The 24449-nt window shown below is 69.4% G+C and carries 23 protein-coding genes; 10 read left to right on the forward strand and 13 right to left on the reverse strand.

The window, feature by feature from the left end:
* Positions 1-151: 151 nt before the first annotated feature.
* A complete protein-coding gene (locus ACFVBH_RS23705) occupies positions 152-922 on the forward strand; it encodes an SDR family NAD(P)-dependent oxidoreductase (RefSeq protein ID WP_379004477.1) in 771 nt (256 codons plus the stop codon).
* A 12-nt stretch (positions 923-934) separates the two neighbouring features.
* Here ACFVBH_RS23705 and ACFVBH_RS23710 read toward each other — a convergent pair whose 3' ends face one another.
* Positions 935-1579, reverse strand: a complete 645-nt coding sequence (locus ACFVBH_RS23710) for a pentapeptide repeat-containing protein (protein WP_354988006.1) — start codon at positions 1577-1579, stop codon at positions 935-937.
* Between the two features lie 224 nt (positions 1580-1803).
* Between ACFVBH_RS23710 and ACFVBH_RS23715 the strand changes: the two genes are divergently transcribed.
* Together ACFVBH_RS23715 and ACFVBH_RS23720 are read left to right on the forward strand one after the other, a co-directional pair.
* Positions 1804-2166, forward strand: coding sequence for a DUF1304 domain-containing protein (locus tag ACFVBH_RS23715; RefSeq protein WP_379004480.1), 363 nt, complete (start codon positions 1804-1806; stop codon positions 2164-2166).
* Positions 2167-2327: 161 nt separating this feature from the next.
* On the forward strand, positions 2328-3341 hold the full coding sequence (locus ACFVBH_RS23720; RefSeq protein WP_354988004.1) for an alpha/beta hydrolase family protein: 1014 nt from the start codon (positions 2328-2330) through the stop codon (positions 3339-3341).
* A 104-nt stretch (positions 3342-3445) separates the two neighbouring features.
* Here the strand turns inward: ACFVBH_RS23720 and ACFVBH_RS23725 are convergent, their stop codons facing one another.
* Positions 3446-4771, reverse strand: coding sequence for a GDSL-type esterase/lipase family protein (locus ACFVBH_RS23725; protein WP_379004482.1), 1326 nt, complete (start codon positions 4769-4771; stop codon positions 3446-3448).
* Positions 4772-5299: 528 nt separating this feature from the next.
* Between ACFVBH_RS23725 and ACFVBH_RS23730 the strand changes: the two genes are divergently transcribed.
* Both ACFVBH_RS23730 and ACFVBH_RS23735 read left to right on the forward strand, forming a co-directional pair.
* Positions 5300-6418 (forward strand): glycosyltransferase family 4 protein, encoded by a 1119-nt coding sequence (locus ACFVBH_RS23730; protein ID WP_354988002.1) that lies wholly within the window; start codon positions 5300-5302, stop codon positions 6416-6418.
* Positions 6415-8514, forward strand: coding sequence for a glycogen debranching N-terminal domain-containing protein (locus tag ACFVBH_RS23735; protein ID WP_379004485.1), 2100 nt, complete (start codon positions 6415-6417; stop codon positions 8512-8514). Before ACFVBH_RS23730 ends, ACFVBH_RS23735 begins: the two co-directional genes overlap by 4 nt.
* A 176-nt stretch (positions 8515-8690) precedes the next feature.
* Here ACFVBH_RS23735 and ACFVBH_RS23740 read toward each other — a convergent pair whose 3' ends face one another.
* Positions 8691-9080, reverse strand: coding sequence for a helix-turn-helix domain-containing protein (locus ACFVBH_RS23740; RefSeq protein WP_354988000.1), 390 nt, complete (start codon positions 9078-9080; stop codon positions 8691-8693).
* A 108-nt stretch (positions 9081-9188) separates the two neighbouring features.
* Here ACFVBH_RS23740 and ACFVBH_RS23745 point away from each other — a divergent pair, with 108 nt between their 5' ends.
* Both ACFVBH_RS23745 and ACFVBH_RS23750 read left to right on the forward strand, forming a co-directional pair.
* The gene (locus ACFVBH_RS23745) at positions 9189-9827 is read left to right on the forward strand and encodes an NADPH-dependent F420 reductase (RefSeq protein WP_379004487.1); all 639 of its coding nucleotides are present in this window, start codon (positions 9189-9191) and stop codon (positions 9825-9827) included.
* 37 nt (positions 9828-9864) lie between these two features.
* On the forward strand, positions 9865-10467 hold the full coding sequence (locus ACFVBH_RS23750) for a hypothetical protein (RefSeq protein ID WP_379004597.1): 603 nt from the start codon (positions 9865-9867) through the stop codon (positions 10465-10467).
* A gap of 97 nt (positions 10468-10564) precedes the next feature.
* Here ACFVBH_RS23750 and ACFVBH_RS23755 read toward each other — a convergent pair whose 3' ends face one another.
* On the reverse strand, positions 10565-11050 hold the full coding sequence (locus tag ACFVBH_RS23755; protein ID WP_354987997.1) for a nitroreductase family deazaflavin-dependent oxidoreductase: 486 nt from the start codon (positions 11048-11050) through the stop codon (positions 10565-10567).
* Between the two features lie 119 nt (positions 11051-11169).
* Here ACFVBH_RS23755 and ACFVBH_RS23760 point away from each other — a divergent pair, with 119 nt between their 5' ends.
* Positions 11170-11778, forward strand: coding sequence for a TetR/AcrR family transcriptional regulator (locus ACFVBH_RS23760; RefSeq protein WP_379004490.1), 609 nt, complete (start codon positions 11170-11172; stop codon positions 11776-11778).
* On the opposite strand, the gene ACFVBH_RS23765 is transcribed toward ACFVBH_RS23760, so the two are convergent.
* The 3 genes from ACFVBH_RS23765 to ACFVBH_RS23775 all read right to left on the reverse strand — a co-directional run bounded on the left by ACFVBH_RS23765 (position 11762) and on the right by ACFVBH_RS23775 (position 15041).
* Positions 11762-12172 carry a VOC family protein gene (locus ACFVBH_RS23765; protein WP_354987995.1) on the reverse strand — a complete coding sequence of 137 codons (411 nt, stop codon included), beginning with the start codon at positions 12170-12172 and terminating at the stop codon, positions 11762-11764. The two genes, ACFVBH_RS23760 and ACFVBH_RS23765, sit on opposite strands and share 17 nt — an antisense overlap.
* Positions 12173-12247: 75 nt before the next feature.
* Entirely contained in the window at positions 12248-12772 is a 525-nt protein-coding gene (locus ACFVBH_RS23770; RefSeq protein ID WP_379004492.1) for a winged helix-turn-helix transcriptional regulator, read from the reverse strand.
* A 19-nt stretch (positions 12773-12791) separates the two neighbouring features.
* Positions 12792-15041 (reverse strand): molybdopterin-dependent oxidoreductase, encoded by a 2250-nt coding sequence (locus tag ACFVBH_RS23775; RefSeq protein ID WP_379004494.1) that lies wholly within the window; start codon positions 15039-15041, stop codon positions 12792-12794.
* Positions 15042-15263: 222 nt separating this feature from the next.
* Between ACFVBH_RS23775 and ACFVBH_RS23780 the strand changes: the two genes are divergently transcribed.
* Positions 15264-17651 (forward strand): phosphoketolase, encoded by a 2388-nt coding sequence (locus ACFVBH_RS23780; protein WP_379004599.1) that lies wholly within the window; start codon positions 15264-15266, stop codon positions 17649-17651.
* 12 nt (positions 17652-17663) lie between these two features.
* Here ACFVBH_RS23780 and ACFVBH_RS23785 read toward each other — a convergent pair whose 3' ends face one another.
* The 6 genes from ACFVBH_RS23785 to ACFVBH_RS23810 all read right to left on the reverse strand — a co-directional run bounded on the left by ACFVBH_RS23785 (position 17664) and on the right by ACFVBH_RS23810 (position 23539).
* Complete coding sequence (locus ACFVBH_RS23785) at positions 17664-18530, reverse strand: GNAT family N-acetyltransferase (protein WP_354987992.1); 867 nt, start codon at positions 18528-18530, stop codon at positions 17664-17666.
* Positions 18531-18616: 86 nt separating this feature from the next.
* A complete protein-coding gene (locus ACFVBH_RS23790; RefSeq protein WP_379004497.1) occupies positions 18617-19708 on the reverse strand; it encodes a PrsW family intramembrane metalloprotease in 1092 nt (363 codons plus the stop codon).
* Positions 19705-20283: a hypothetical protein gene (locus tag ACFVBH_RS23795; RefSeq protein ID WP_379004499.1), complete on the reverse strand. Its 579-nt coding sequence runs from the start codon at positions 20281-20283 to the stop codon at positions 19705-19707. The genes ACFVBH_RS23790 and ACFVBH_RS23795 overlap by 4 nt, the downstream gene beginning before the upstream one ends.
* Positions 20284-20499: 216 nt before the next feature.
* Complete coding sequence (locus tag ACFVBH_RS23800) at positions 20500-21348, reverse strand: lysophospholipid acyltransferase family protein (protein ID WP_354987989.1); 849 nt, start codon at positions 21346-21348, stop codon at positions 20500-20502.
* Positions 21349-21821: 473 nt separating this feature from the next.
* On the reverse strand, positions 21822-22550 hold the full coding sequence (locus ACFVBH_RS23805; protein ID WP_379004601.1) for an ABC transporter permease: 729 nt from the start codon (positions 22548-22550) through the stop codon (positions 21822-21824).
* A 35-nt stretch (positions 22551-22585) separates the two neighbouring features.
* Positions 22586-23539 carry an ATP-binding cassette domain-containing protein gene (locus ACFVBH_RS23810; RefSeq protein ID WP_379004502.1) on the reverse strand — a complete coding sequence of 318 codons (954 nt, stop codon included), beginning with the start codon at positions 23537-23539 and terminating at the stop codon, positions 22586-22588.
* 130 nt (positions 23540-23669) lie between these two features.
* Here ACFVBH_RS23810 and ACFVBH_RS23815 point away from each other — a divergent pair, with 130 nt between their 5' ends.
* Entirely contained in the window at positions 23670-24407 is a 738-nt protein-coding gene (locus ACFVBH_RS23815) for a TetR/AcrR family transcriptional regulator (RefSeq protein WP_379004504.1), read from the forward strand.
* Positions 24408-24449: the final 42 nt, after the last annotated feature.

A 24449-nucleotide genomic window follows, 5' to 3' on the forward strand; every position in this document is an offset into this window, starting at 1 on the left:
TTGTGGTCAGTCGTCCAGATTGCCCTGGTCGGCGCGGCGGTCCCGGCTTCACTAGCAGAACCAAGCAGTTGCTTGTTTTTCTGTGGTGAGCTACCAATGGACGTACACCCGCGTCGCGCCCTCCGACGCGAACCACACCCGAAGGACACCGATGGACGACTTCGCACACCGCTCCGGCGCCACCCTGGTGCTGGGCGCCAGCGGCGGCCTGGGCGGCGCCATCGCGCGCATGTTCCTGGACCGCGGCAGCGACGTCGCACTGACCTGGTTCCGTTCGGCGAGCAAACTCGATCCGGTGCTGGGCGCGGCCGAGCAGGCGGGTCGTCGCGCGCGGGGCTGGCAGCTCGACCTGTCGGACGCGGACCAGGTCGCGCGGGTCGTCGCACAGGCCGCCGCCGAATTCGACGGGATTCACACCCTGGTCTACGCGGCCGGCCCGCACATTCCCATGCGGCACCTGAGCCGGGTCGCGCCCGCGGACTTCCGCGCTCAGCTCCTGGACGACACCGCCGGATTCTTCGCGGCCGCGCACGCCGCCCTGCCCTTCCTGCGCGAGCGTGCCGGCAACATCGTCGCGGTCACCACCGCCGCCACCGTGCGGTTCCCCATCCGCGACGGTCTCTCCAGCGCGCCGAAAGCCGCGGTGGAGGCGCTGATTCGGGGCATCGCGGCCGAGGAGGGCCGGTACGGTATCCGCGCGAACTGCGTCGGGCCGGGCATGACCACCGACGGCATGGCCGAAAGGCTCATCGCCGCGGGCGAATTGGACGAGCACGCCCTGGAGGTGGCGCGCGGCAACATTCCGCTGCGGCGCTTCGGCGACGCGCAGGACATCGCCGAGGCGGTGTGCTTCCTGGCCTCGGACCGCGCGGATTTCATCAGCGGTCAAAAGCTCGACATCGACGGTGGCTACGGGGTCTGACGGCCGCGGGGCCTAACGGTCCGAGACGATGATGCCCAGGGCATGGGCCAGGGTCGGGGCCAGATCGAACAGCTGAGTCTGTGCGATGGTCGCACCCGCCAGCGACTCCACGCCCTCGTAGATGCCCACGGACCTGGCTCCGCGCAGATCCACCTTCTTTAGCACCGCCTTGCGCATGGACAGCGCCTCGATCTCCGACCCCGGGAACGTCACCGAGGTCAGTTTCGCCTCGCTGATATCCACGTGCCGCAGCAGGCAATCCACGAACGAGACGTCGGTGAGGGTCGCACCGCGCAGATTCACCGAGTCGAATTTGCAGTTGTAGAACTTCACCCGGCGCACGCGCGCACCGAAGGCTTCCACCCCGGAGAGCGCGTTCATCACCAATTCGGTGTCCAGCCAGGATGATTCGGTGAGGTCGGCGCGGATCCACTGGGTGCTGTGAATCCACACGTCGTTGAAGCGGGCGAAGGACAGGGAGCCGCCGGAGACGGTGGTGCCGGAGATGGCGCATTCGGTGAAACTGGCCCCGCGCATGTTGACGTCGTCCAGGTCGAGGCCGTCGAAATGGCCGCAGTCGTATTCGCCCTCGATGCCGACCTCGGTGTGCGGCTCCAGATGACGTGCGAACGGCAGATCAACCAACTCCCGCGGCATGCGGCTCCCTCGACTCGATCGGCGCGATCCGGGCCGCTGCGCCCGGCCGCTGCATCCGGCTCGTCGACCGTAGACGAGGGCTCCGACAACTCCGCCCGGCGGGCGCGAGCCGACCCGTAAGCAGACCGACCGGTTCGGGCGCGGCGGGCCGTCGCGCGCCGCGCCGGAATTTACGATGGGGGAATTCTCCGGCGTCGGCGGGCACGAACGGAAGGCGGTTCGACATGCGGGTTGCGGCTGAGATTCTGGTGGGATTGCTCGCCCTGCTGCACATCTACATCCTGGTGATGGAGATGTTCCTGTGGACCACGCCCCGGGTGCGCGCGGCATTCGGAATGACCGCCGAATTCGCCGAGGACACCAAGGTGCTGGCCGGGAACCAGGGCCTGTACAACGGTTTTCTGGCCGCGGGACTGATCTGGGGCCTGATCGCCGGGGATCCGGTCGGGCGGGCGGCCCAGATCTTCTTCTGCATCTGCGTGGTCGTCGCGGGGGTCTACGGCGGCACCACCGCCAGCAGGCGAATCCTCTATGTTCAGGCCCTGCCGGGTGCGCTGGCATTGACGGCGGTACTACTCGCCGGGTAAACGATAGCCACGACGACTGCACCACTGACAGGGACTCGCGCCAGCCCCGAAAAGGAATGTCGAGTAACAATTTCACCTAGATCAAAGACTTAGGTGAGGATGTACGGTGCAGACCGACGACGTGGCCGACGTTGACCCTTTGGATTGGAATTGACTGTTCGATGAAGTTCTCTGCTCGACGCGGCGCGGCCGCTCTCCGGATCACCGCGATAGCGCTGACCGCCGCCCTCTCGGTGGCGACGTTCAGCGGTGTCTCCTCGGCGGAGCCGCAGAAGCCCTCCTCCATCACCTCCGTCAAGAAGGACGGCCGCACCTGGCACCTGAAGGTGTACTCGGCCGCGATGGCCAAGGAGATCACGGTCGACGTGCAGCGCCCGGCCGATGATTCGGTTCCCGCGCCCAACCTCTACATGCTCAACGGCCTCGACGGCGGTGAGGGCACCGCCAACTGGAAGGCCCGCACCGACGCGCTGCAGTGGCTCTCGGACAAGCCGGTCAACGTCATTCAGCCGATCGGCGGCATGGGCAGCTACTACACCGACTGGATCAAGGAGGATCCGCGGCTCGGTGTGAACAAGTGGACGACCTTCTTCACCCAGGAGCTGCCCCCGCTGCTGGACGCTGAGCTGAACTCCACCGGTCTCAACGCGCTGACCGGCCTGTCCACCTCGGGCACCTCGGTGCTGCAGCTGGCCGAGGCCAAGCCGGGCCTGTGGAAGACCGTCGCGGCCTACAGCGGCTGCGCGCAGATCGCCGACCCGGTCGGGCAGCAGTTCGTCAAGCTCTCCGCCGAGACCTGGGCGGGCGGCAAGACCGAGAACATGTACGGACCGGCCGACAGCCCGCTGTGGAAAGAGAACGATCCGGTTCTCAACGCCGAGAAGCTGCGCGGCACCCACCTGTACATCTCCACCGGTAGCGGCATCCCGGTCATGGAGGACGTGCAGTACTACCTCGACAGCGCGCCCGGCATCAGCGGCGTGGTGAACCTGAGCCTCGGCGTCATCATCGAGGCCGCGGTCAACGGCTGCACCGCCAACCTCAAGAGCCGCCTGGACGGCCTGGGCATCCCGGCCACCTACCAGTTCAACCCGGTCGGCACCCACTACTGGCCGTACTGGGAGCAGGCGCTGCACGAGTCCTGGCCGCTGCTGGCCCAGGGCATGGGCATCTAAACCCACACCCGCGCAGGGCATCCGGCCCGTACTCGCACAGAAAGCGGGAGGGATCCGAATCGGATCCCTCCCGCTTTTTCGTGTGCGGCGTTCCCGAGGCGGTTCTACTCCGTGTCGCAGCCGTTTCCGCCGAGCGCGCTCAGATCCACGACCTCGGCCATGGCGTGGTAGCCCGCCGGATTCGGGTGCAGCAGATCGGGCCCGGCGTAGCGCGGATCGAGCCTGTCCGGATCGGCCGGATCCTGTAGGGCGGCGGCGAAGTCGATGACCGAGTCCGACAGGCGCTGGGCGCGGATCCAGTCGTTGACGCGCAGGCGAATCGGGTTCTGGCGGGGAGCCAGGGTGTCGCCGATGAGCGAATCACCGGCCGGGGTCAGGGTTCCCAGGTGCACGCGGAGCCCGGCGGCGTGCAGGCGGGCGATCAGGGCGGTGTAACCGGCCACCAGGCCGTCGTAGTCCGTGCCCAGCGGTGAGTCCAGGTCGTTGATGCCCGCCAGCACGATGACATCCGAAACCGCCGTCTGGGCAAGGACATCGGAGTCCAGGCGGGACACCAGGCCGGGCCCGAACATCGGAATGATGCCGTCGTCGACCAGCTCGTTTCCGGAGATGCCCGCGTTCAGCACGACCAGCGGCAGCCCGGCCGCGTCGATGCGGCGCTGCAGGAAGTCCGGGTAGCGGGCGTCGGCGTCCAGAATCCCCGAATGCTGTGGCACGCCCAGGTAGTCGGCCGAGACGTAGCCGTCGGTGATCGAATCGCCCAGTGCGACAACGGCGGAGACCGCGGTCCCGGCGGTGACCTCGACCGCGGACACCAGCGGCGCCGAGGTGGTGGTGAGACCGTAGGCAGCGCCGGTGACGTCCGCGGCGCTGTCGCCGCTGCCGGGCGCGGTGTAGTAGCTGGTGGCGTTGCCGTTGAAGTGCCCGCTCAGCGCGGGCGCCGGCCCGGGCAGATACACGCTCACCGCGAGCGATTCCCATGCGGTGGAAGCGAACTCGACCGGGTCACTGAGCAGTTCCCCGCCCGGCTCCACGGTGACGCCGGCGCGCCCGCCGAAGGTCACGGGCCGCAGCGTCGCGGCCTCGACCCCCGCCCCCGCGGTCTGCCCCGCGACGGTGACCCTGCCGACGGTGAGCGGCAGCGGCCGGAACCTGTTGGTCAGCTTGATCCGCACCTGGCGTCCGCCCCGGTGCGGGGTCACCACGACGCGATAGGTCTGTTCCCCGATCGAAGCGATGGGCCGCAGCAGCGGATCGATCAGCCCCACCGCGTCCGAGGGGCTCGCTGTCCACGCACCCACCCAGCGCTCCCCCGCGCAGGAGCCTTCCCCGGTCTCGGCGCGCGCCGGTCCCGTCCCGACGATCCCCGCGAACGTCAGCGCGGCGAGCATTCCGGCCCCCGCCCGCGCCGAACGCGAATCCTTGTTCATCCCGACCACTTCCATCAGCGACCGCCGGCCCCGGACAGGACTGGACGGGCGGTCAGCCTAGCCGGGCGGCCGGGGCCGCCGACGCGAATTCGCCACCTCGCGGCACCGGATTCCGGTCCGGCCGATCCGGCCCCCGGCCTGGGGATCCGAGGGTCGCGGCGCGGCTCGCGGTCAGGCGTCCAGAACGTCCCGGGCGGACACCGGCCCTACCGCGGCGCGCCCCGGATGGATACGATCGGTTCGCGTCTCGGGCGGGCGTTCACGCCATGCCGCGCGAGACCGCGGCTCGTGTCCGGCCCGTTCGAATCGCTTTCTCGCTCGCTGACCTTGCTAAGGTTTGGATCGCCGATATCGGTGGAATGTTGCTTGCGATTGCCATTCACCTCAACGAGGAGGCACGGAATGAGTTTCGAAGGGCCCGAATCCGAAGAAGAATTATCTGCTCCGGTTTTCTCCCTTATTCCTCGCTCGTCTGCTTTACGCTCACCCCGTTCGGGCATCACGACCGAACGGCCCCTGCACATCGTTATGGTCGCGCCGCCCTACTTCGATATTCCACCGGCCGGTTACGGCGGCGTCGAGGCCATCGTGGCCACCCTCGCCGACGAGCTGGTCGACCGCGGGCACCGGGTCACCCTGCTCGCAGCCGGGCGCGAAGGCACGAAGGCGCGTTTCATCCGGGTGTGGGACGACGTGCTGACCCATCGGCTCGGCGAGCCGTATCCGGAGATCGTGAACGCGTTCAAGGCAATGCGGGTGATCGAGAAATTACACGCCGAGGATCCGATCGATATCGTTCACGATCACACCTTCGCCGGTCCGGGTAACGCCGCCGCCTATCGAATGATGGGAATCCCCACGGTCGTCACCGTGCACGGGCCGGTCGACGCCGATATGGACGAGTATTACCGGTCTTTCGACCAGAGCGTGCAACTCGTGGCGATCAGCGATCGGCAGCAGGCGCTGGCCCCGGATTTGAATTGGATCGCCCGGGTGCACAATGCGATCTGCCCCGAGGAATGGCCCTTCCGGACCCAGAAAATGGATTACGCGCTCTTTCTGGGCCGCTACGCGCCCTACAAGGGGCCGGATCTGGCACTGCGGGCCGCGCACGACGCCGGCCTGCGCCTGATCCTGGCGGGCAAGTGCAACGAACCGCCGGAGAAGAAGTACTTCGAGGAGGTCGTGCGGCCCCTGCTCACCGACGCCGACGACGTCTTCGGCGAAGCCGACGCCACCGCCAAGCGCCAGCTGCTCGCCGGCGCGCGCTGCCTGCTGTTCCCGATCACCTGGGAGGAGCCGTTCGGCATCGTGATGATCGAGGCGATGGTGTGCGGCACCCCGGTGATCGCGCTGCGCGGCGGCGCCGTCGCCGAGGTCATCGAGGACGGGGTCACCGGGTTCATCTGCGACGACCCCGAGGAACTGCCCGTCGCGATCGCGCGGATCGACGAGATCGATCCGTACGCCTGCCGGGCCCGGGTGGAGGAACTGTTCGCCGCGGATCGCCTGGCACAGGGCTACGAGGCGGCGTATCGGCGGGCGGTGAACGCGGGGCCGCAACGGGTTTCGGCCGCACGCGCGCATCGCATCATGGTGCCCGCGGTGGCCGGACTGGCGGACGAGATGGTGCCCAGCCGGACATGACGATTTTCAATGCCGGTCAGCCGCCGGTGACAGAGGATCACGGCGGCATCGTGACCATGGTCGAGGCGAGCACGTTCTGTCTGTCGGACGCGCTCGGAGATATGCACGCGGGCACCGCGCAGGGACTCTTCTATCGCGATGCCCGCGTCCTCGCCCGGTGGGAACTGCGACTGGACGGCCGGGCGCCGGAACAGCTTTCGGTGATGATGCCGGAGGCCTTCCGGGCCCGGTTCGTCGCGCGCAAACCGCCGAGTCCGGGCGTGGCCGACGCCACGGTGCTGGTGCTGCGCCGGCGCATGATCGGCGACGGCATGCGCGAGATCATCGTGGTGCGCAACCTCGGTGACGAGGACACCGCCATGACGGTCACCCTGCACGCGGACTCCGATTTCGCGGATCTGTTCGCGGTCAAGGAGGGCCGGGTGACCAGCGGCGGCTGTGAGCTGCGGGCCGTGGATCATGTACTGCACCTGAGTGATCGGCGTGATTCGGGGCGCGGGCTCAGTATCACCGCCGACAACGATCCGCTGGTCCAGCCGGGCACGCTGACCTGGCAGATCGTGGTGCCGCGGCGCGGCAGCTGGGAGACGACGGTGCAATGCCAGCCGATTCTCGAGCACCGCGCGGTGCCGATGAACCTGGCCTGCGAGGACGAGGGCAATCCGTCGAACAAGATCCGGCAGTGGCGTTCCACCGCGACGTCGCTGGCCGCCACCGGCCCCGGACTGACCGCGGTGCTGCAGCGCACCGAGAGCGATCTGGGCGCGCTGCGCATGGACGATCCCGCCGACGGGACGGCCTACGTGGCGGCGGGCGCGCCCTGGTTCATGGCGCTGTTCGGGCGCGACAGCCTGCTCACCTCGTGGATGGCGCTGGTGCTGGATTCGGACCTGGCGCTGGGAACCCTGCGTCAGCTCGCGAAATTGCAGGGCACGCAGGTCAATCCGGTCACCGAGGAGGAGCCGGGCCGGATCATGCACGAGATGCGGCACGGGCCCGGCGGCGATCAGGTGCTGGGCGGGTCGGTCTACTACGGCACCGCCGACGCGACACCGCTGTTCGTCATGCTGCTCACCGAATGCCGGCGCTGGGGCGTGGATCAGGCGGCGATCGCCGAACTGCTACCGGCCGCCGACGCGGCGCTGGCCTGGATCGACGAGTACGGCGACGCCGACGGTGACGGATTCGTGGAGTATCAGCGAAAGACCGATCGCGGGCTGGCCAATCAGGGCTGGAAGGACAGCTGGGACTCCATCAGCTTCGCCGACGGGCATCTGGCCGATCCGCCGATCGCGCTGTGCGAGGTGCAGGGCTACGTGTACGCCGCCCGGCTGGGGCGGGCGGACATCGCCGAGGCAGCCGGAGACCACGCCACCGCGACCCGGTTGCGCGAGCAGGCGCGAGAGCTGAAAGACCGCTTCGATCAAGCGTTCTGGCTGCCCGAGCGGGGCTGGTACGCCATGGCGCTGGACGCGGCCAAGCGCCCGGTCGACGCACTCGGCAGCAACGCGGCGCAGCTGCTGTGGACCGGCATCGTCCCCGACGAGCGCGCGGCCGTGCTCACCGAACGGCTCGCGAGCGCCGACATGGACAGCGGTTTCGGGCTGCGCACCCTGTCCGCGGCCATGGGGCGGTTCAATCCCATGGGCTACCACAATGGTTCGGTGTGGCCGCACGACACCGCCATCGCCGTCGCGGGACTGCTGCGCTACCAGCACATTCCGGGAGCCTGGGATCTGGCCGAGCGGCTCGCGGGCGGGCTGCTGGAGGCGATCCGCGAGTTCGGGGCGCGGCCGCCGGAGTTGTTCTGCGGTTTCGATCGCGGTGAATTCCGGTCGCCCGTGCCGTATCCCACCTCGTGCTCACCGCAGGCATGGGCCAGCGCCGCGCCGTTGCTGCTGCTGCGCTCGTTCCTCGGGCTGGAACCGGACGTGCCCCGGCGCACCCTGACCGTGCTGCCGCGCCTGCCCGAGCGCGCGGGCCGGGTGCGGCTGGCCGAGCTGCGGCTGGGGCCCGCCACGGTCACCATCGAGGCCGAGGGGACGGAGGTCCGCGTCGAGGGGCTGCCCGCGGAGTGGACGCTGATCCAGCCGTGAGCGACGTTGCCGCCCCCGCCTCGGCCGTCGGCCGAGGCGGGGGCGGCACCATGATTGGACCCCGAGGGGGCGATTTCGGCCCAATTCGGACGACTCGAGCAGGCGATGGTCGACTCCGTACGGCGGATCGCGGTGCGGGCCAAGGCCATCGAAGGTGATCGAGCTCGCGGCCGGGCTCAGGCGCCGTAGCCCCGCAGCGCGCGGGCCGATCGTTCCTGGGCGTCCAGGAGTTCGTCGCCGTGCTCGTCCACCCACGCGCCCAGCGCGCGCATCGGCCCCCGGACCAGGCTCTGCCCGAGCGGGGTGAGCGCGTACTCCACCCGCGGCGGGGCCTGCGCGTAGCTGCGCCGCTCGATCAGGCCGTGGCCGAGCAGCCGGCGCAGGGCCTCGGTGAGCGCCTTGTCGCTGAGTCCCCCGATGCCCGCGCGCAATTCGCGCCGCCGGCGCGGTCCTTCGTGCAGCGCGGCGATCACCACCGGGTCCCAGGTGTGGGCGAACAGATCCGTGGCCGCGCGCATGCGGCAGTCCGCGACCAGCTCGTCGCGCGGGTCTCCGGCAGCGCTCATACGTCCATGATCGCGCAGTCGTTTCGCACCGATCGGTGCGGATCGACCTGCCTACCGTTGCTCCCGAACGCCGGACACGAAAACACCGGCCACGAGCAGGAGCACACGATGCGAATCGCAATTCTGGGTACGGGCACGCTGGCCGCCGCGCTGGGGAGTCGCTGGGTGGCGGCCGGGCACGAGGTCGTGGTGGCGGGGCGGTCGCCGGATCGAGCCGAGGAGACCGCGCGGCGGCTGGGCGCGCGGGCCTGCGCCCCGCGCGCGGCGGTGGCCGGGGCCGACGCGGTACTGCTGGCCGTGGCCTGGAGCGGGGTCGAGGACATCCTGCGGGCGGCGGGCGCGGGCGACCGAACACTCGGCGGCACAACGCTGATCGACCCGACCAATGCCATCGACCACGGCGTCGGCGCGCTGCTGACCCCGCCCGGCACGTCGGGTGCCGGGCACATCGCCGCGCTCGCGCCGGGCGCGCACGTGGTGAAGGCCTTTCACCTGTTTCCCGCCGGCCAGTGGAGCGATCCCGCCAATCCGCCTGTGACGGTGACGATCTGCGGCGACGACCCGCACGCCCTGGCCGTCACCGAAACGCTGATCCGGGACGCGGGCTCGCGCTCGACGGTGCTGGGCCCGCTCGCGCGCGCCCGCCAGCTCGAGGAGGTCGCGGGCTTCGCGATCGGGCTGATCTTCCGCGGCGCGGATCCCCGCGACGCGCTCCCGGCCGCGCCCGCGCACATCCCGGGCGGCTAGGAACTCGCGGATGCCGCGTCCCGGAACCGATGGCAGTATGCGAGGCGTGGGTGACTTCTTCGAACGCATCATCGACCTGGACGTGACCGCCGCCGAGGCGGGTTCGCTCGCCGATCGCACCGTGGACTGGATGGTGTCGCACGGCCGGCTGCGACGCGAGACCTCGGGCGAGGCGATGTACAGCCTGCACGCGGAGACGGGATACCTGCCCGGCCCGGAGTGGCCGGGGATCACCCGGGAGTGGGGCGCGGACTGGATCCCCGGCCCCGTCGCGGTGATCGTGGGCCGCCACGCCCACTACGGCGGGCAGGGCGAGATCGAACCCGCCTGGGCGGGGTGCCCGCGCTGCGGGGCCCGCACGGTGATCATCGACTACCCCACCGCGTGGGAAGCCGATCCCGAGGTCTGGCGCCCGTTCGCGACGGCGATCGAGTCCTGGGAGCGCACCGGCTCCGGCACGGCAGCCTGCCCGTCCTGCGCCGCCGCGAGCCCCATCACCGAGTGGACGTGGGCCGACGAGTTCGCCCTGGGCGCACTGGCTTTGGACTTCTGGGGCTGGCCGCCCCTGACCGACGAGTTCGTCGCCGAGCTGACGACGTTCCTGGCCCACCGCGTCGAGCACCATTCGGGCAAGTTCTGATCACTCGGTCGGATCCCGGCGGCTGTCGCGGTGGACGCCCGCCGTGCGGCGTCCGCGCGGCACGCGACCGCGGGTGACGGCGTGCCGCGGGCGGTGGTCAGCGGGGGCGCAGGACGAACACCGGGATCTCGCGGGTGGTCCAGGACTGGTAGGTGTCGAAGTCGGCGTAGGTCTCGACCAGCAGGGGCCACAGGCGCGCGCGTTCGGCGGGGGTGGCCAGATCGGCGCGCACGGGGCGGTGTTCGCGGCCGATCCGGATGTGGGTCTCGGGGTTGGCGCGCAGATTGTGATACCAGTGCGGGTTCTTCGTCAGGCCGCCCTGGGAGGCGACGATGACGATGTCGTCGCCGTCGGGCATGTAGAGCAGCGGCGAGGTGTAGTCCGCGCCGGACTTCGCGCCGCGGTGTTCGAGCAGCAGGGTGGCGACGGGCTTGCGGAATCCCGCGCCGATGCGCCACTTGTTGCCGATCCGGCCGCCGGTGCGTTTGAAGATCCACACCTGGGCGCGGCCCATGATCCGGAACATGGTCGGGAGCGAGGGGTGATCGAGCTGTTTGGGGCGCGGGGGCGGGGTGGCGGCCATCGTCTTCCTTCCGTCGAAGCACGATGACCATACATCGATGACCATGTGTATGGTCAAGGTCTGCCGCGGGGCAACCCGGTACCGTCGGACCCGGACGAGTCGGTGAAGGAGTGAATTCGGTGCGCACGCATGGCTGGTCGGGGTCGGCGCCCGTCGACGACGACGAGGCCATCGCCCGCATCCTGGCCTCGGCCCGGCGGGCGATCGACGCCTCGGGCGGCGATTTCAGCATCGCCGAGGTGGCCCGCGATCTGGGCGTCACCCGCCAGACCGTCTACCGGTATTTCCCCAGCGCCGATGCGCTGCTGACCGCGACCGCCATCGCGCAGACCGACGCGTTCCTGGACGTGCTGGCCCGCCACGTCGGCGATATCCGGGATCCGGCGGAGGCGGTCGTGGAGGGTATCGCCTACACCCTGGAACGGCTGCCGCACGAGAAATACCTGAATCTGCTGCTGAGCCCGGGCCGCGCCGGCGCGTTCTCGGCGGGCGTGACCTCCGATGTCGCACTGGCTTTCGGGCGTTCGATCCTGGATCGGTACGCGGTGGACTGGGCGGCGGCCGGGCTGTCCGGGGCCGCCCTCGACGAACTCGCCGAGCACATGCTGCGGGTGGTGCAGTCCTTCGTCATCGATCCCGGCCGTCCGCCGCGGCACGGCGTGCGGCTGCGCGCCTACCTGCACACCTGGGTCGGCCCGGCGCTGGTGGGGTTCAAGACGATTCGTTGATGCGGACCTGATTGCCCGCCGGGTCGCGGAAGGCGCAGTCGCGAATCCCGTAGGGCTGCACGGTCGGTTCCTGGACGACCTCGGCGCCGGTGGCCTGCACCCGCTCGAAGACCGCGTCCAGATCCTCGGCCGCGAGCACGATGGTGCCGTAGGTGCCCTTGGCCATCATCTCGGCGATGGTGCGGCGCTCGGGTTCGGTGATGCCCGGATCCCCGTCGACCGGATGCAGGACGATCGAGGTCGCCGGCTGACCGGGCGGGCCGACGGTGATCCACCGCAGGCCGTTGTAGCCCACGTCCTGGCGGACCTCGAAGCCGAGCCGGTCCCGGTAGAAGGCGATCGCGGCGTCCGCGTCGTCGTGCGGCAGGAAGCTGGATTGAATGGTGAGTTCCATGGCTTCCACGCTAGGACCGGCGACCGGACCGGCGCTTCTCGATTCCTGACCGGTCTGCGCCGGTGCCCGAACCGCTCAGGCCGAGGGGACGCCCGCGCGGTCGGGGTCGTCGAAGCGGCCGGTGGCCAGGGCGGAGTCCCGGTGCCGGGCCGGGAAGCCCGGACCCAGGCGGACCGACACGTCCGCGTGGGCCAGGGGTTCGCGGCAGTGCGCGCACACCACCTCGGCGTGGGTGTCGTGGGCACAGGTGCTGTGGTGCAGGATGACCGGCGGCCCGGCCTCGGGTGCGAGCCAGCGATCGCCCCAGCGCATCATGGCCGCGATGACCGGGAAGAAATCGCGGCCCTGCACGGTGAGGTGGTATTCGTACCGGGGCGGGCGCTCGCGATAGCGCACCCGCTCGAGCAGGTTCTCCTCGACGAGCCGGTTCAGGCGCTGGGTCAGGACATTGCGGCTCAGGCCCAGCGTGCGCTCGAATTCGTCGAAACGTTTGGCCCCGTAGAAGGATTCGCGCAGGATCAGCGGCGTCCACCAATCCCCGATGAGATCGACGGTACGCGCGACGGTGCACGGCCAGTTCGCGAAGGTCGTGCGCTTCATACCGGCACGCTGTCCAGACTCATACCGGCACCATATCCAAGCGGGCGGGCACGTACTTGTGCCACGGGGTACCGACCCACTCGTCCCGGGAGTCGAATTCGGTGAGTTCGTTGGGCGCCACCCCGGTCGTGACCGGCACGCCGTCGGGTCCGGTGACCGAGAGCCCGAAGCCGTTGGGCAGGGACAGGTGCCCGGGGCGCATGCGGTCGGTCGGCTCGACCGGGACCTCGGTGCTGCCGCGCCGGGTGGTCACCCGCACCAGATCCCCGGGGGCCAGCCCGAGACGTTCGGCGTCGGCGAGACTGATGCGCAGGGTGCCGCCGCCGTCGCGCTTGCGCCAGCGCGGGTCGCGGACGATGGTGTTGGCGGTGAAGGCCCGGCGTTCACCCGCGGACAGCACGAACGGCCACTCCCCCGATTCGCCCTCGGCGTCGGGCAGCCCGGCCAGCACCGCCAGTAGTTCGGGCACCACCAGGCGGACCTTGTTGCCGCGCAACCGATTCCAGGTCACCTCGTAGTCGTCCTCGGTGATGACGATGCCGTGCTCGCCGGCCAGAATCGCCTCGAACAGCCGCTCCCCCGCCGCCAATCCCGTGCCGTACCCGGCGCGTTCGACGCTGTCGGGGAATTTGCGGACGCAGTTGTAGGCCGCCGCCCACAGCAGCGCGGCCGCGGCGGCGTCCCCCGGCAGGGTCGGCCCGAGGGTCCGATAGAGCAGCACGGGAGCGAGTTTCGAGCGCTGCGGATCCGCCAGTACCCCGAGGAAGGCCATGGCGAAGGCCTCGCGGCCCTGGGCGAGCGCGGCGCGCAACGGCGCGTAGTCGTCCTCGGTGAGCACCCCGGCGGCCTCGACCAGACGGGCGTGGATCTCGGGCTCGGCGAGCACGCCGTCCGGGGCGGGCAGCACCGGGTGGCGCAGGTGGAAGATGTTGCGCGGGAAGTCGAAATTGAAGAACGTCGCCTCGTACTTCTCGAACTGGGTCGCGGCCGGCAGCACGTAGTCCGCCTCGCGGGCGGTCTCGGTCATGGCGACGTCGATCACCACCACCAGTTCCAGCGAGCGCAGCGCCGCGCGCATGCGGGCCGAATCCGCCAGCGAGTGCACCGGATTGCTGCTCTCGATGAACATGGCCCGGTAGCGCGCGGGATGATCGGTGAGGATCTCCTCGGTGATGACGTTGCACGGCACCAGCCCGCTGATGATCGGCGCGCCGGCCACCGGTGAGACCGGCCCCTCCCCCGCCGGATGCCCGCGATCGTGGCCGATGGCGGCCATCCCGGTGAAGGCGTACTGGGTGCCGGGCTTGGCGACATTGCCGGTCAGCAGCCACACCAGCTTCTCGACGTAGCTGACCACCGTGGAATAGCGGTTCATCTGCACGCCGAGATCCTCGAGGGCGGCCACCGACTGCGCGCGAGCCAGCCGCCGGGTCGCCGCGGTGACCAGGTCGAGGTCGACATCGGCGGTGGCGCAGTACTTCTCGATGGGTACCGCGCGCAGCACCGCGAGCACCTCGTCCACGCCCTCGGCGTGCTCGCCCAGCCAGTCGGCGTCGATGAGGTTGTCGCGCACCATGATCGCGGCCATCGCGGACAGCAGGTACACGTCGGTGCCCGGTCGCAACTGCAGGTGGAAGTCCGCCAGCTCGGCGGTCTCGGTGCGAACCGGGTCCAGCACGATCATGGACCGGTCCGGATCGCGGGCGATCTCCTTGAGCACCGTGCGCGCCCGCGGAAAGCCATGGGACTGATAGGGATTCTTGCCGACGAAGAAGGCCACCTCCGCGTGCTCGACATCGGCGCGCATGGGGTAGCCGAACATCCGCGCGCCCACCCAGAAGTCACCGGTCTTCTCCTGCGCGAGGGCGCTGGAGCGATAGCGCATGCCGAACGCGGCCATGGTCGCGGGCGCGTAGGCCCCGCCCAGGTGATTGCCCTGCCCGCCGCCGCCGTAGTAGAAGATCGACTCCCCGCCGTGGCGCAGCCCGACCTCTTGCAGGCGCGCGGTGATCTCGGAAATCGCGGTGTCCCAATCGATTTCCTCGAACTCGCCGTCCGCGCGGCGGCGCAGTGGCGCGGTCACCCGGCCGACGCGGCCGTTCTGGTAGTGGTCCAGCTGCAGGGCCTTGTTGCAGGTGTAGCCCGCCGAGGCGGGGTGCAGCTTGTCCCCGCGGATCTTCTCGAAGGAGCGGCCGTCGGGCCCGAGCAGGATCTGGATACCGCAGTTGCACTCGCACAGGATGCAGGCCGTGGGCTTCCACTCGTTCATCGGCCCAGCGTAAGCCAGTCAGTTCACAAACGCTACTAACTTCGGCGAACCGACTGCCGTACGCTCGATACCGGTGCGCGAGCGCCCGAGAGCGCACAGCCATGAGCCCGAAAAGCACGAAACCGGACGATCCCCTGGACCGACCCGACCCGTGAGAGGCGATCCGTGAGCACTACGAGCGACACTTCGGCCGACAACCTCGACACCGGCGACGGCGACACCATCGCCCCCGAGCCCTATCGCCTGTCCGAGGCCCCCGGCCCGCTCACCCCGGGCGAGCTCACCGCCCTGGACGCCTGGTGGCGCGCGGCGAACTACCTCGCGGTCGGCCAGATCTACCTGATGGACAATCCGCTGCTGCGCACCCCGCTCGAACCCGAGCACATCAAACCGCGCCTGCTCGGCCACTTCGGCACCGTCCCCGGCCTGAATCTGGTGTGGGCGCACGCGAATCGGGCCATTCGCGCCCGCGATCTGAACGCCGTCTTCGTGGCCGGACCGGGCCACGGCGGGCCCGGCCCCAACGCCTGCGGCTGGCTCGAGGGCACCTACTCCGAGCTGTACAGCGGCATCCCACAGGACGCGGACGGCATGGCCGCGCTGTTCGCGCAGTTCTCCTTCCCCGGCGGCGTGCCCAGCCACTGCGCGCCCGAGACCCCCGGCTCCTTCCACGAGGGCGGCGAACTCGGGTACTCGCTGCTGCACGCTTTCGGTGCGGCCCTGGACAATCCGGATCTGACGGTGTTCTGCGTCATCGGCGACGGCGAGGCCGAGACCGGGCCGCTGGCGGCGAGCTGGCACGCCGACAAGTTCCTCAGTCCCGAGCGCGACGGGGCGGTGCTGCCGATTCTGGCGCTGAACGAGTACAAGATCGCCAATCCGACCCTGCTGGCCCGGATTCCGCGCACCGAACTCGAATCACTCCTGCGCGGTTACGGTTACGAACCGTACTTCGTCTCCGGGCGCGACCCCGGCACGGTGCACCAGGACATGGCCGCCGCGCTGGACGCCGCCCTGGACGGCATCGCCGCGGCTCAGCGCGCCGCCCGCGAGGACGGCAGCCGGGAGCGACCGGCCTGGCCCATGATCGTGCTGCACACACCCAAGGGCTGGACCTGCCCGCCGGTGGTGGACGGCGAACCCGTCGAGGGCACCTTCCGCGCCCACCAGGTGCCGCTGCCCAGCGCCCGCCAGAACGCCGAACATCGTGCGGTCCTGGAACAGTGGCTCAAATCGTATCGGCCGGAAGAACTCTTCGACGAGGCCGGGCGGCCGGTGCCGGACCTGCTCGCGCAATCCCCCGCCGGTGATCGGCGCATGAGCGCCAATCCGGTCGCCAACGGCGGCGCGCTGCTGCGCGACCTGTCGCTGCCGAGCTGGCGGGACTTCGGGGTCGAGGTCAGCGCCCCGGGCGCGGTGAAACACGAGGCCACCCGCGTTCTCGGCGGCTGGCTGCGCGAGGTCACCCGCCGCAACCCGGACAACTATCTGACCTTCGCCCCCGACGAACTCGCCAGCAACCGGCTCCAGGACATTCTCGAGGTCACCGGCCGGGACTGGCAGGGCGAGATCGGGGAGTTCGACGTCGGCCTGGACCGCACCGGCCGGGTGATCGAGGTGCTGTCCGAGCATCTGTGCCAGGGCCTGCTCGAGGGCTACCTGCTCACCGGCAGGCACGGCACCTTCACCTGCTACGAGGCGTTCATCCACATCGTCGACGCCATGTTCAATCAGCACGCGAAATGGCTCGACGCCAGCGCCGCCGTGCCATGGCGCCGGCCCATCGCCAGCCTCAATTACCTGCTGTCCTCCCATGTCTGGCGGCAGGACCACAACGGCTTCACCCATCAGGACCCGGGATTCCTGGACGTGGTGCTCAACAAGAGCCCCGAAATCGTGCGCATCTATCTGCCGCCGGACGCCAATACCCTGCTGACCACCTTCGATCACTGCCTGCGCTCGCGGCACTACGTGAACGTGGTGGTGGCGGGCAAACAACCGCAGGAGAGCTGGCTCTCGATCGAGGCCGCCGCCGAGCACTGCGCGCGCGGCATCGGCATCTGGCCGTGGGCGGGCAACAACGCCGAGCCCGGCGCCGCCCCGGACGTGGTGCTGGCCTGCGCCGGTGACATCCCGACGCTGGAAACCCTTGCCGCGGCGCAGATTCTGCGCGAACGCCTGCCCGAGCTCCGGGTCCGGGTGGTGAACGTCGTCGACCTCATGCGCCTGCTCCCGCGCGAGGATCACCCGCACGGCTTGCCCGACAGCGAATTCGACACCCTGTTCACCCGCGATCGACCGGTCATCTTCGCCTTCCACGGCTACCCCTGGCTCGTGCACCGCCTGACCTACCGGCGCACCAACCACTCCGGGCTGCACGTGCGCGGATACAAGGAGAAAGGCACCACCACAACGCCTTTCGACATGGTCATGCTCAACGACCTGGACCGCTACCACCTGGTCATGGACGTCATCGACCGCGTGGAATCACTGCGCGAACACGCCGCCGAACTGCGGCAGGACATGGTCGACGCGCGCTGGCGGGCACGGGCGTGGACTCGCGAACACGGCGAGGACATCCCGGTCGTCGCCGACTGGAAATGGCTCTAGACGGCCCGGCGATCAGGACGAGACGCTGGCGGGCGTGCGCACGATGCGCCCGCCGAGTCGTTCGTTGACCGCGAACCCGTGCCGGCGGCACCACGCCGCCAAGGCCGGCACCGCGGAATCGTCGTCACGGAAGGTCGGCACGAGCTGGCCGACGATGTACAGGTGCTGGGCGTCCGCGGCCCGGCACAGCTGCTGCAGCAGCGCGGAGCCGAAACCCGAACCGCGCAGCTCCGGATTGACCGTGATGTTGTCGAGCTTGATGGTGTCGGCGTACAGATCGAAGACCACCTCGGCCGGCGCGTCCGCGCGGCGCAGGGCCAGCACGTCCGACGGCAACGGGCGCAACGCGCCGGGTAGGTGCTCGGTCAGGCGGCGCGCGGCGTCCTCGTCGGGAGCGGCCCGGGTGACCGCGACCACCTGCTCGGTCAGCTCGGCCACCGCGGCCCGGTCCCCGAACGCGGCCAGCGGGCGGGTCCGCTCGGCGGTCTCGAAGATGACGCGCAACTGCCGCGTCCAGTGCGGTGCGGTCGCCTCGTGATCCGCGATCAGATCCTGCAGGGTGTGCTCGAGGCAGATCGAACGCCCGAGGCTGCGAACGAGACCCCCGGACAGCACACCCCATTCGTGGTCCTCCGCGCCGACGCCGTGGTGCGCGAGCTCGCGCAGCAGCACATCGCGCCGTCCCGCCGCGTTCGCGATCGACGCCCCGGGCAACCGGTGCAGCCAGCGCCGCCAGCCGGTGAGATTGGCGCGAATGCGGCCGGCCGCCACCTCGCCGCTGGCGTCCAAGTAGTTGCACAGCGCTTGCTGGCGTCTCTCCAGCAGCTCGTTCGTGCGCTCCATTCCGGGATCAGCGGGCAGTGATTTGGCCTCACTCATACCCAACAAGCTAGCGCCAGGGTCATAAGAGGCAGGTTATCGGCGCGCTCGAGATTTCATTCGATGCAAAAAACGCGACCTCCGCGCTACCGGGGAACGGTTTGCTGGTCGGTCCACAACGCGCCCGGCGGACTGTATCGAACGGCGGGCGCCGGTTCGTCCGCGAGCGCGGCGATCCGGGTCAGCAAATCCCGCTCGTACTGCTTGGCCTGCCCGTACGTGTAGTGGAACGAGCTGCGCAGCGCCGCCCGCGCCCGGTGCCTGCCGCGGTGGGTCAGCAGCGACTCCAGCGCCGGCTCCGGGCCGAACTCACGCGCGACCGGCTGGGAGATGGTGGCGCGGAACCACTTCCGTTCCGCGGCCAGCACCCAGCGGTAGGCGAGCAGGAAGATCGCCAGATCGATGACCACCGGCAGCAGCAGCGCCAGCACGCCGGGACCGGCCGCGCGCGGCGCGTCGAAGATCGCGTGCATGGACACCGCCAGCAGATAGAACAGCACGAAGGTCGCGACCCGGTACGCCCAGGACCGATCGGTGCGCGTCAGCAGCACCACGATGCCCACACCCACCAGCGCCGACATCGCCCAGTGCGAGGTGAACGCGGTGACCAGGCGCAGCAGCGCCACGACGAACACGTCCCGCGCCGGATTCTGCGGCGCGGCCACCGCGGTCTGCAGGCTGTACAGCATGTCCTCGGAGATCTGCGCGCCCAGCCCGACCGCGCCGCCGATCAGGAACCCGTGCATCGGGCGGCTCAACCGCGACCGGAACAGCACCGCCACCACCGCGATGCCGATCGCCTTGATGAACTCCTCGTCGATCGGCGCGGCGATCGCGGCCTGCCAGTTCGAGGCGAACTCGTCACCGCCCAGATTCGTGACCACCCGCGTCACCCGGTCGTTGGCCCACAGCGCGGTGCCCGGCCACACCAGAAATCCCCAGGCGAAACCCATCACGATCGGCGCGAGCAGCCGGGTGCGCGCCCGGAACATGTCGAGCCAGAACAGGATTCCGCCGAACACCAGGAAGGTCAGCGCGGTGATCGGCAGGGCCGCCAGCGCCGGGCCGCCGCCGTACACCACGAGTCCGAAAGCCTGCGCCAGAAACAGCACCGGCCCGAGCACCAGGGCCGCGCAGTACACCCAGAACAGCGCCGAATCCCGCTGCGCCCAGCTCACAGCTCCACCGCCTTCGTGCTCGCGAGCACCATGTCGATCATGGCCCGGCCCGCCTCCCGAGTCGGTCCGGACACGGTGATCGTCACCCCGATGTCGCCGCTGTTGACCACCGCGCACACCGCGCCCGCGGTTCCGGGCAGCACGCAGGTGCGGCCGCGGAAGGACCCGTCCTCGATCAGGCCGCCGTCGAAATCCACCTCTTCACCGGCCGCGCGCAGGGGCAGCAGCATCCGGGGCGCGGCGGTGTCGAAATCGGTGATGCCGTCGACCACCGAGATGGCCAGGCGCTGTTCGCCGATCTCGGACCGGAACACCGCGGTGGAATCGCTGCCGGTGGCGATGCGCGCCATGGCCTCGGGCACCGCGAAGGTGATGGCGTTGGCCGGATCCACACCGCCGCTGATCGCGCCGACGCCGCCCGCGCCGAGGGTGATGGTGTCGCCTTTCGAGACCGGGGTCTCCCGGGTCGGAACCATGTGGTCGACGATCACCGGAACGATCAGGATGGCCGCGAGCGCGCCCACCGTCGCTATCGCGGGACCTCTCGAATGCCACGAATCCAGAAGGCGCGCCATGGTTTCCAGCCTCTCGGTCCGGGCGGTGCGAGCGCCACGGTCCGTGCCCGTCACCGGGCCGCTCGCCGAAAAGCCGTCCGCCAAAGCTTGCCGAAAGTTAACCACAAACCAGACAAATCACCCGGGATGCACGCCGGTAAAACAGCCGGCAACGAAAGCGGCTCCCGGAGAATGTCTCCGGGAGCCGTTCGTCGACGGCCGCGCGAGCGCGCGCGATTACAGCAGGTTCGCCAGCCCCGCCAGCGGACCGGGCAGCCCGGCCACGTGGTTCTTCAAACCGGTCAGCACCGGGTTGGGGGTCGCCGCGCGCAGCCGATCCAGCTCGGCCTGCATGACACCGAGGGTCTCGTCGTAGAGGCCGGCCACCAGTTCCTTGTCCTCCGGATCACCCGGCTGCGTCGACCACTCCAGGGCCGGCAGGAAGCTGACGTCCACGTGCGAGGGCAGCGGAATCTGGGGCAGCACCGGGGCGACGCCGAAGGGCAGGCCGACGGTGTACGGAAACACCTTGGCGCGCAACATCTTATCGATGCCCAGTGCGCGGGCCGTGCCCTCGCCGCGACTGAGGATGAAGATCGAGTCGTGCCCGCCGTTGGCCACCGCCGGGATCACCGGCACCCCCAGCTTCAGCGCGAGCCGGATGAAACCCTTGCGATTGGCGAAGTCCACCTTGCCGCGCTCGGTCCACGGCCGGCAGGCTTCCCAGTCCCCGCCGGGGTAGACCATGACCGCGCCACCGTCCTTGAGCCCGGTCGCGGCGGCCTCCTGCGAGGCCGGGATCACACCGAAGCCGCGCAGTCCGTCACCGATTCCCGGTGCGCGCAAAAGGATTTCGTGCGCGACGCCATAGGTGGGCTCGTTCGGGCGGCGATCCAGGGCTGCCATGAAGGTGACCCACACCTCGGGCGCCCAGTAGATCGAGGAATGGTTGCCGATGATCAGCGCGGGACCCGAAGCCGGAAGGTTCTCGATGCCGGTCACCGTGGGCGTGAAATAGCTCGTGTACGCCCGCGCGAACGGCAGCAGCGGGTGGTTGGGATCGGGCAGTACGGGTGTCTTGTCCATGAAATTGTCCTGTCGTATTGCGTTGCCGGTGACGGGCTGTACGCGACGACATACGCCGACACTTGATCCAGCTGCGAGCCGAAAAGAATTGCCCCCGGTCACATCCCCATTGATATTCCGACGGCACCGCCCGCGCGGTCCGGTATGGCAGTGCGATTGTCGCTGCGTTGCGACTGGTTGCCCGTCACCGTCCTCCTGCCCCTTCGACGTTACCAACCCAAGCATTTGCTTGTTAGGGAGTGTGCGAAACCCAACAGCGACCGAGATCCTCCCCGTCTCGAATCCGGCTGCGGCTTAGGATGTCCGGCGGCCGCTTCCCCGGTGCTCGGGGCGGTTTTTGCCGGACGCGAGGGAACCGGATCGCGGGGTACGACACCCCCGGCTCACATTGTTGGATGCGCATATCCAGGTATGGTAATGTCACGGTGATCCGAAGGACTCGGATCACCGTGACGAGGTGGAGCGGGGTGAAATCAGTCCCGGCCGCTGCGGCGGTACAGGGCGCCGGCCGCGAGGTAGCCGATCACCGCGATGGCGGCGCACCAGGCCAGTGCCACTCCCCCGCTGCTCCCGATGGGCGCGTCCATGAGCAGGCCGCGGGTGGTCTCGATGACCGGGGTGACGGGCTGGTGTTCGGCGAATCCGCGCAGCCAGCTCGGCAGCGTCTCGACCGGGACGAACGCGCTGCTGATGTACGGCAGGAACATGAAGATGAAGGTGAAGCCGTTGGCCGCCTCCGGATTCGGGGCCAGCAGGCCCAGGGCCGCGGCCAGCCAGGACAGCGCCAGGATGTAGAAGGCCAGCACGCCCAGCACCGCCAGCCAGCGCAGCGGATCGGCGGTCGGCCGGAAACCCAGTCCCACCGCCACCAGAATGACCAGACCGGTGGTGACGAGATTACGCAGCACGCTCTCGGCCACGTGCCCGGCGAGCAACGACGTTCGGGATACCGCCATCGCGCGGAAGCGATCGACGATGCCGTTGTGCATATCGGTGGCGACGCTCACCGCGGTGGTCGCCGCACCGAAACCCGCGCACAGCAGAATGATTCCGGGGACCACGTAGTCGATGTAGTCGCCGCCCACCTGAATGGCGCCGCCGAAGACGTAGACGAACATCAGCAGAATGACGATCGGGATGGCGATCGTCATGAGCATGGTGTCGGGACTGCGCAGGGTGTGGCGGAAACTCCGGCCCGCCATGGTGGCCGAGTCCTGTGCCGCGCGGACGAGAGTGTTCACAGCCGTGCGCCTTTCGCGGTGGCGCCGGTCAGCGCGAGGAAGACATCGTCCAGATCCGGTGTGTGAATGGACAATTGGTCGAGGGTCACGGCGTGGCCGTCGAAATGATCGAGGAGTCCGCGAATGTCGGCGACGCTGCCGTCCGAGGGCACCCGCAGCGCGAATTGCTCGGCGTCGACCTCCGCGCCCGGCACCGCCCGCGCGGCGGCGGCCAGACTCTCCGCGTCGGCGAAACTCAGGCGCAGGTGACCGCCGGGGGCCAGGCGCTTGAGTTCCTCCGCGGTGCCCTCGGCAACGATGCGACCGCCGTCGAGCACGGCGATGCGATCGGCGAGCTGATCGGCTTCCTCCAGGTACTGCGTGGTCAGGAAAATGGTGACGCCCTGCTCGACCAGGCCGCGGATCACCGCCCACAGCTCGCGCCGGCTGCGCGGGTCGAGACCGGTCGAGGGCTCGTCGAGGAAGACGATGCGCGGGTCGCCCATGAGACTCATGGCCAGATCCAGCCTGCGCACCATGCCGCCGGAGTAGGTTCCCGCACGCTTGCCCGCCGCCTCGGTCAGGCTGAACTGCTCGAGCAGACGCGTTGTGCGCCTGTCGGTTTCCGCCGCACCCAGGTGCAGCAGCCGGCCGAGCAGGCGCAGGTTCTCGAGCCCGGTCAGCACCGGGTCCACCGCCGAGAACTGGCCGGTGACGCCGATGATGTCGCGCACCGCGCCGGGCGCGCGCACCGGATCGTGGCCGCCGACCCGGACCTCACCGGCATCGGGCGTGCCGAGCGTGGCCAGGATCCGGACCATGGTCGTCTTGCCCGCGCCGTTCGGGCCGAGCAGCGAAAAGATCGTGCCCTCGGGGACGTTCACGTCGATGCCACGCAGCACCGGTTTGTCGCCGAAGGATTTGGTGAGCCCGGAGACTTCGATGGCGGGCTGCCGACTGACTGCTGTCATGGGGTCCTCTGAATCCGATCGCGATGCGAAACTGTGTATGAAATACACTGTGTTTATAGCGTACACAGTTCTTGGCATGGCGCAAGATGGAGGCGCGGCATGTGCACGGCGGATACGAACAGGAGGCCCGGTGGCGCACGAGGAGCAGGTCCTACCCCCGGCGATGAAGCTCATGTGGGACGCGGACGGCGCGGGCACCCGTGGGCCGAAACGCGGTCTCAGCCTGGACCAGATCCTCGACGCCGCCATCGAGATCGCGGACGCCGACGGCTACGCCGGACTCTCCATGGGCAAGCTCGCCAAGAAGCTCGGCTTCACCACCATGTCGCTCTACCGCTACGTGGACAGCAAGGAAACCCTGGTCGAGCTGCTCTCGGACCGGGCAATCGGCGATCCGCCGGTGATCCCGCCGGGCGCGGACTGGCGCACCGGACTCGAAGCCTGGGCCTGGGGCGAATTCCACGCCATTCGCCGGCACGACTGGTGGCTGGACATTCCGCTCACCTCTCCCCCGGTCGGCCCGAACAACATGGGCTGGCTCGAAGCGGGCATGACGGCCCTGTCCGGCATCGCCGCCCCCGAACCGGTGCGCCTGCAACTGGTGGTGAACCTGTCGCTCTACGTCATCGGCCGCACCCGGTTCCTGCGCGACCAGGTCAAGAACGTCGAGAGCGACATCGACTACACCACCGCCCTGAGCCTGGTCCTGGACCCCGCCCGCTTCCCCGCCGTCGCCAGCGCGATAGCCCACCGCGCTTTCGACGACGACGAAATCAACTGGGAGGAGGCAGATTTCACGTTCGCCCTGGATCGCCTGCTGGACGGGTACGCCCAGTACATCGCGACCTTCGAAGTCCCGGAGCCCTGACCGCAGGACCCGGACGGTCCGGCTCACCACCACGCGACCCCA

Source organism: Nocardia sp. NPDC057668 (assembly GCF_042799795.1).
Taxonomy (GTDB): domain Bacteria; phylum Actinomycetota; class Actinomycetes; order Mycobacteriales; family Mycobacteriaceae; genus Nocardia.

Coding starts and splice junctions, on each gene's coding strand:
- ACFVBH_RS23705 (WP_379004477.1), top strand. CDS start 152: ATGGACGACTTCGCACACCGCTCCGGCGCCACCCTGGTGCTGGGCGCC.
- ACFVBH_RS23710 (WP_354988006.1), bottom strand. CDS start 1,579: ATGCCGCGGGAGTTGGTTGATCTGCCGTTCGCACGTCATCTGGAGCCG.
- ACFVBH_RS23715 (WP_379004480.1), top strand. CDS start 1,804: ATGCGGGTTGCGGCTGAGATTCTGGTGGGATTGCTCGCCCTGCTGCAC.
- ACFVBH_RS23720 (WP_354988004.1), top strand. CDS start 2,328: ATGAAGTTCTCTGCTCGACGCGGCGCGGCCGCTCTCCGGATCACCGCG.
- ACFVBH_RS23725 (WP_379004482.1), bottom strand. CDS start 4,771: ATGAACAAGGATTCGCGTTCGGCGCGGGCGGGGGCCGGAATGCTCGCC.
- ACFVBH_RS23730 (WP_354988002.1), top strand. CDS start 5,300: ATGGTCGCGCCGCCCTACTTCGATATTCCACCGGCCGGTTACGGCGGC.
- ACFVBH_RS23735 (WP_379004485.1), top strand. CDS start 6,415: ATGACGATTTTCAATGCCGGTCAGCCGCCGGTGACAGAGGATCACGGC.
- ACFVBH_RS23740 (WP_354988000.1), bottom strand. CDS start 9,080: ATGAGCGCTGCCGGAGACCCGCGCGACGAGCTGGTCGCGGACTGCCGC.
- ACFVBH_RS23745 (WP_379004487.1), top strand. CDS start 9,189: ATGCGAATCGCAATTCTGGGTACGGGCACGCTGGCCGCCGCGCTGGGG.
- ACFVBH_RS23750 (WP_379004597.1), top strand. CDS start 9,865: ATGCGAGGCGTGGGTGACTTCTTCGAACGCATCATCGACCTGGACGTG.
- ACFVBH_RS23755 (WP_354987997.1), bottom strand. CDS start 11,050: ATGGCCGCCACCCCGCCCCCGCGCCCCAAACAGCTCGATCACCCCTCG.
- ACFVBH_RS23765 (WP_354987995.1), bottom strand. CDS start 12,172: ATGGAACTCACCATTCAATCCAGCTTCCTGCCGCACGACGACGCGGAC.
- ACFVBH_RS23770 (WP_379004492.1), bottom strand. CDS start 12,772: ATGAAGCGCACGACCTTCGCGAACTGGCCGTGCACCGTCGCGCGTACC.
- ACFVBH_RS23775 (WP_379004494.1), bottom strand. CDS start 15,041: ATGAACGAGTGGAAGCCCACGGCCTGCATCCTGTGCGAGTGCAACTGC.
- ACFVBH_RS23785 (WP_354987992.1), bottom strand. CDS start 18,530: ATGAGTGAGGCCAAATCACTGCCCGCTGATCCCGGAATGGAGCGCACG.
- ACFVBH_RS23795 (WP_379004499.1), bottom strand. CDS start 20,283: ATGGCGCGCCTTCTGGATTCGTGGCATTCGAGAGGTCCCGCGATAGCG.
- ACFVBH_RS23800 (WP_354987989.1), bottom strand. CDS start 21,348: ATGGACAAGACACCCGTACTGCCCGATCCCAACCACCCGCTGCTGCCG.
- ACFVBH_RS23805 (WP_379004601.1), bottom strand. CDS start 22,550: ATGGCGGGCCGGAGTTTCCGCCACACCCTGCGCAGTCCCGACACCATG.
- ACFVBH_RS23810 (WP_379004502.1), bottom strand. CDS start 23,539: ATGACAGCAGTCAGTCGGCAGCCCGCCATCGAAGTCTCCGGGCTCACC.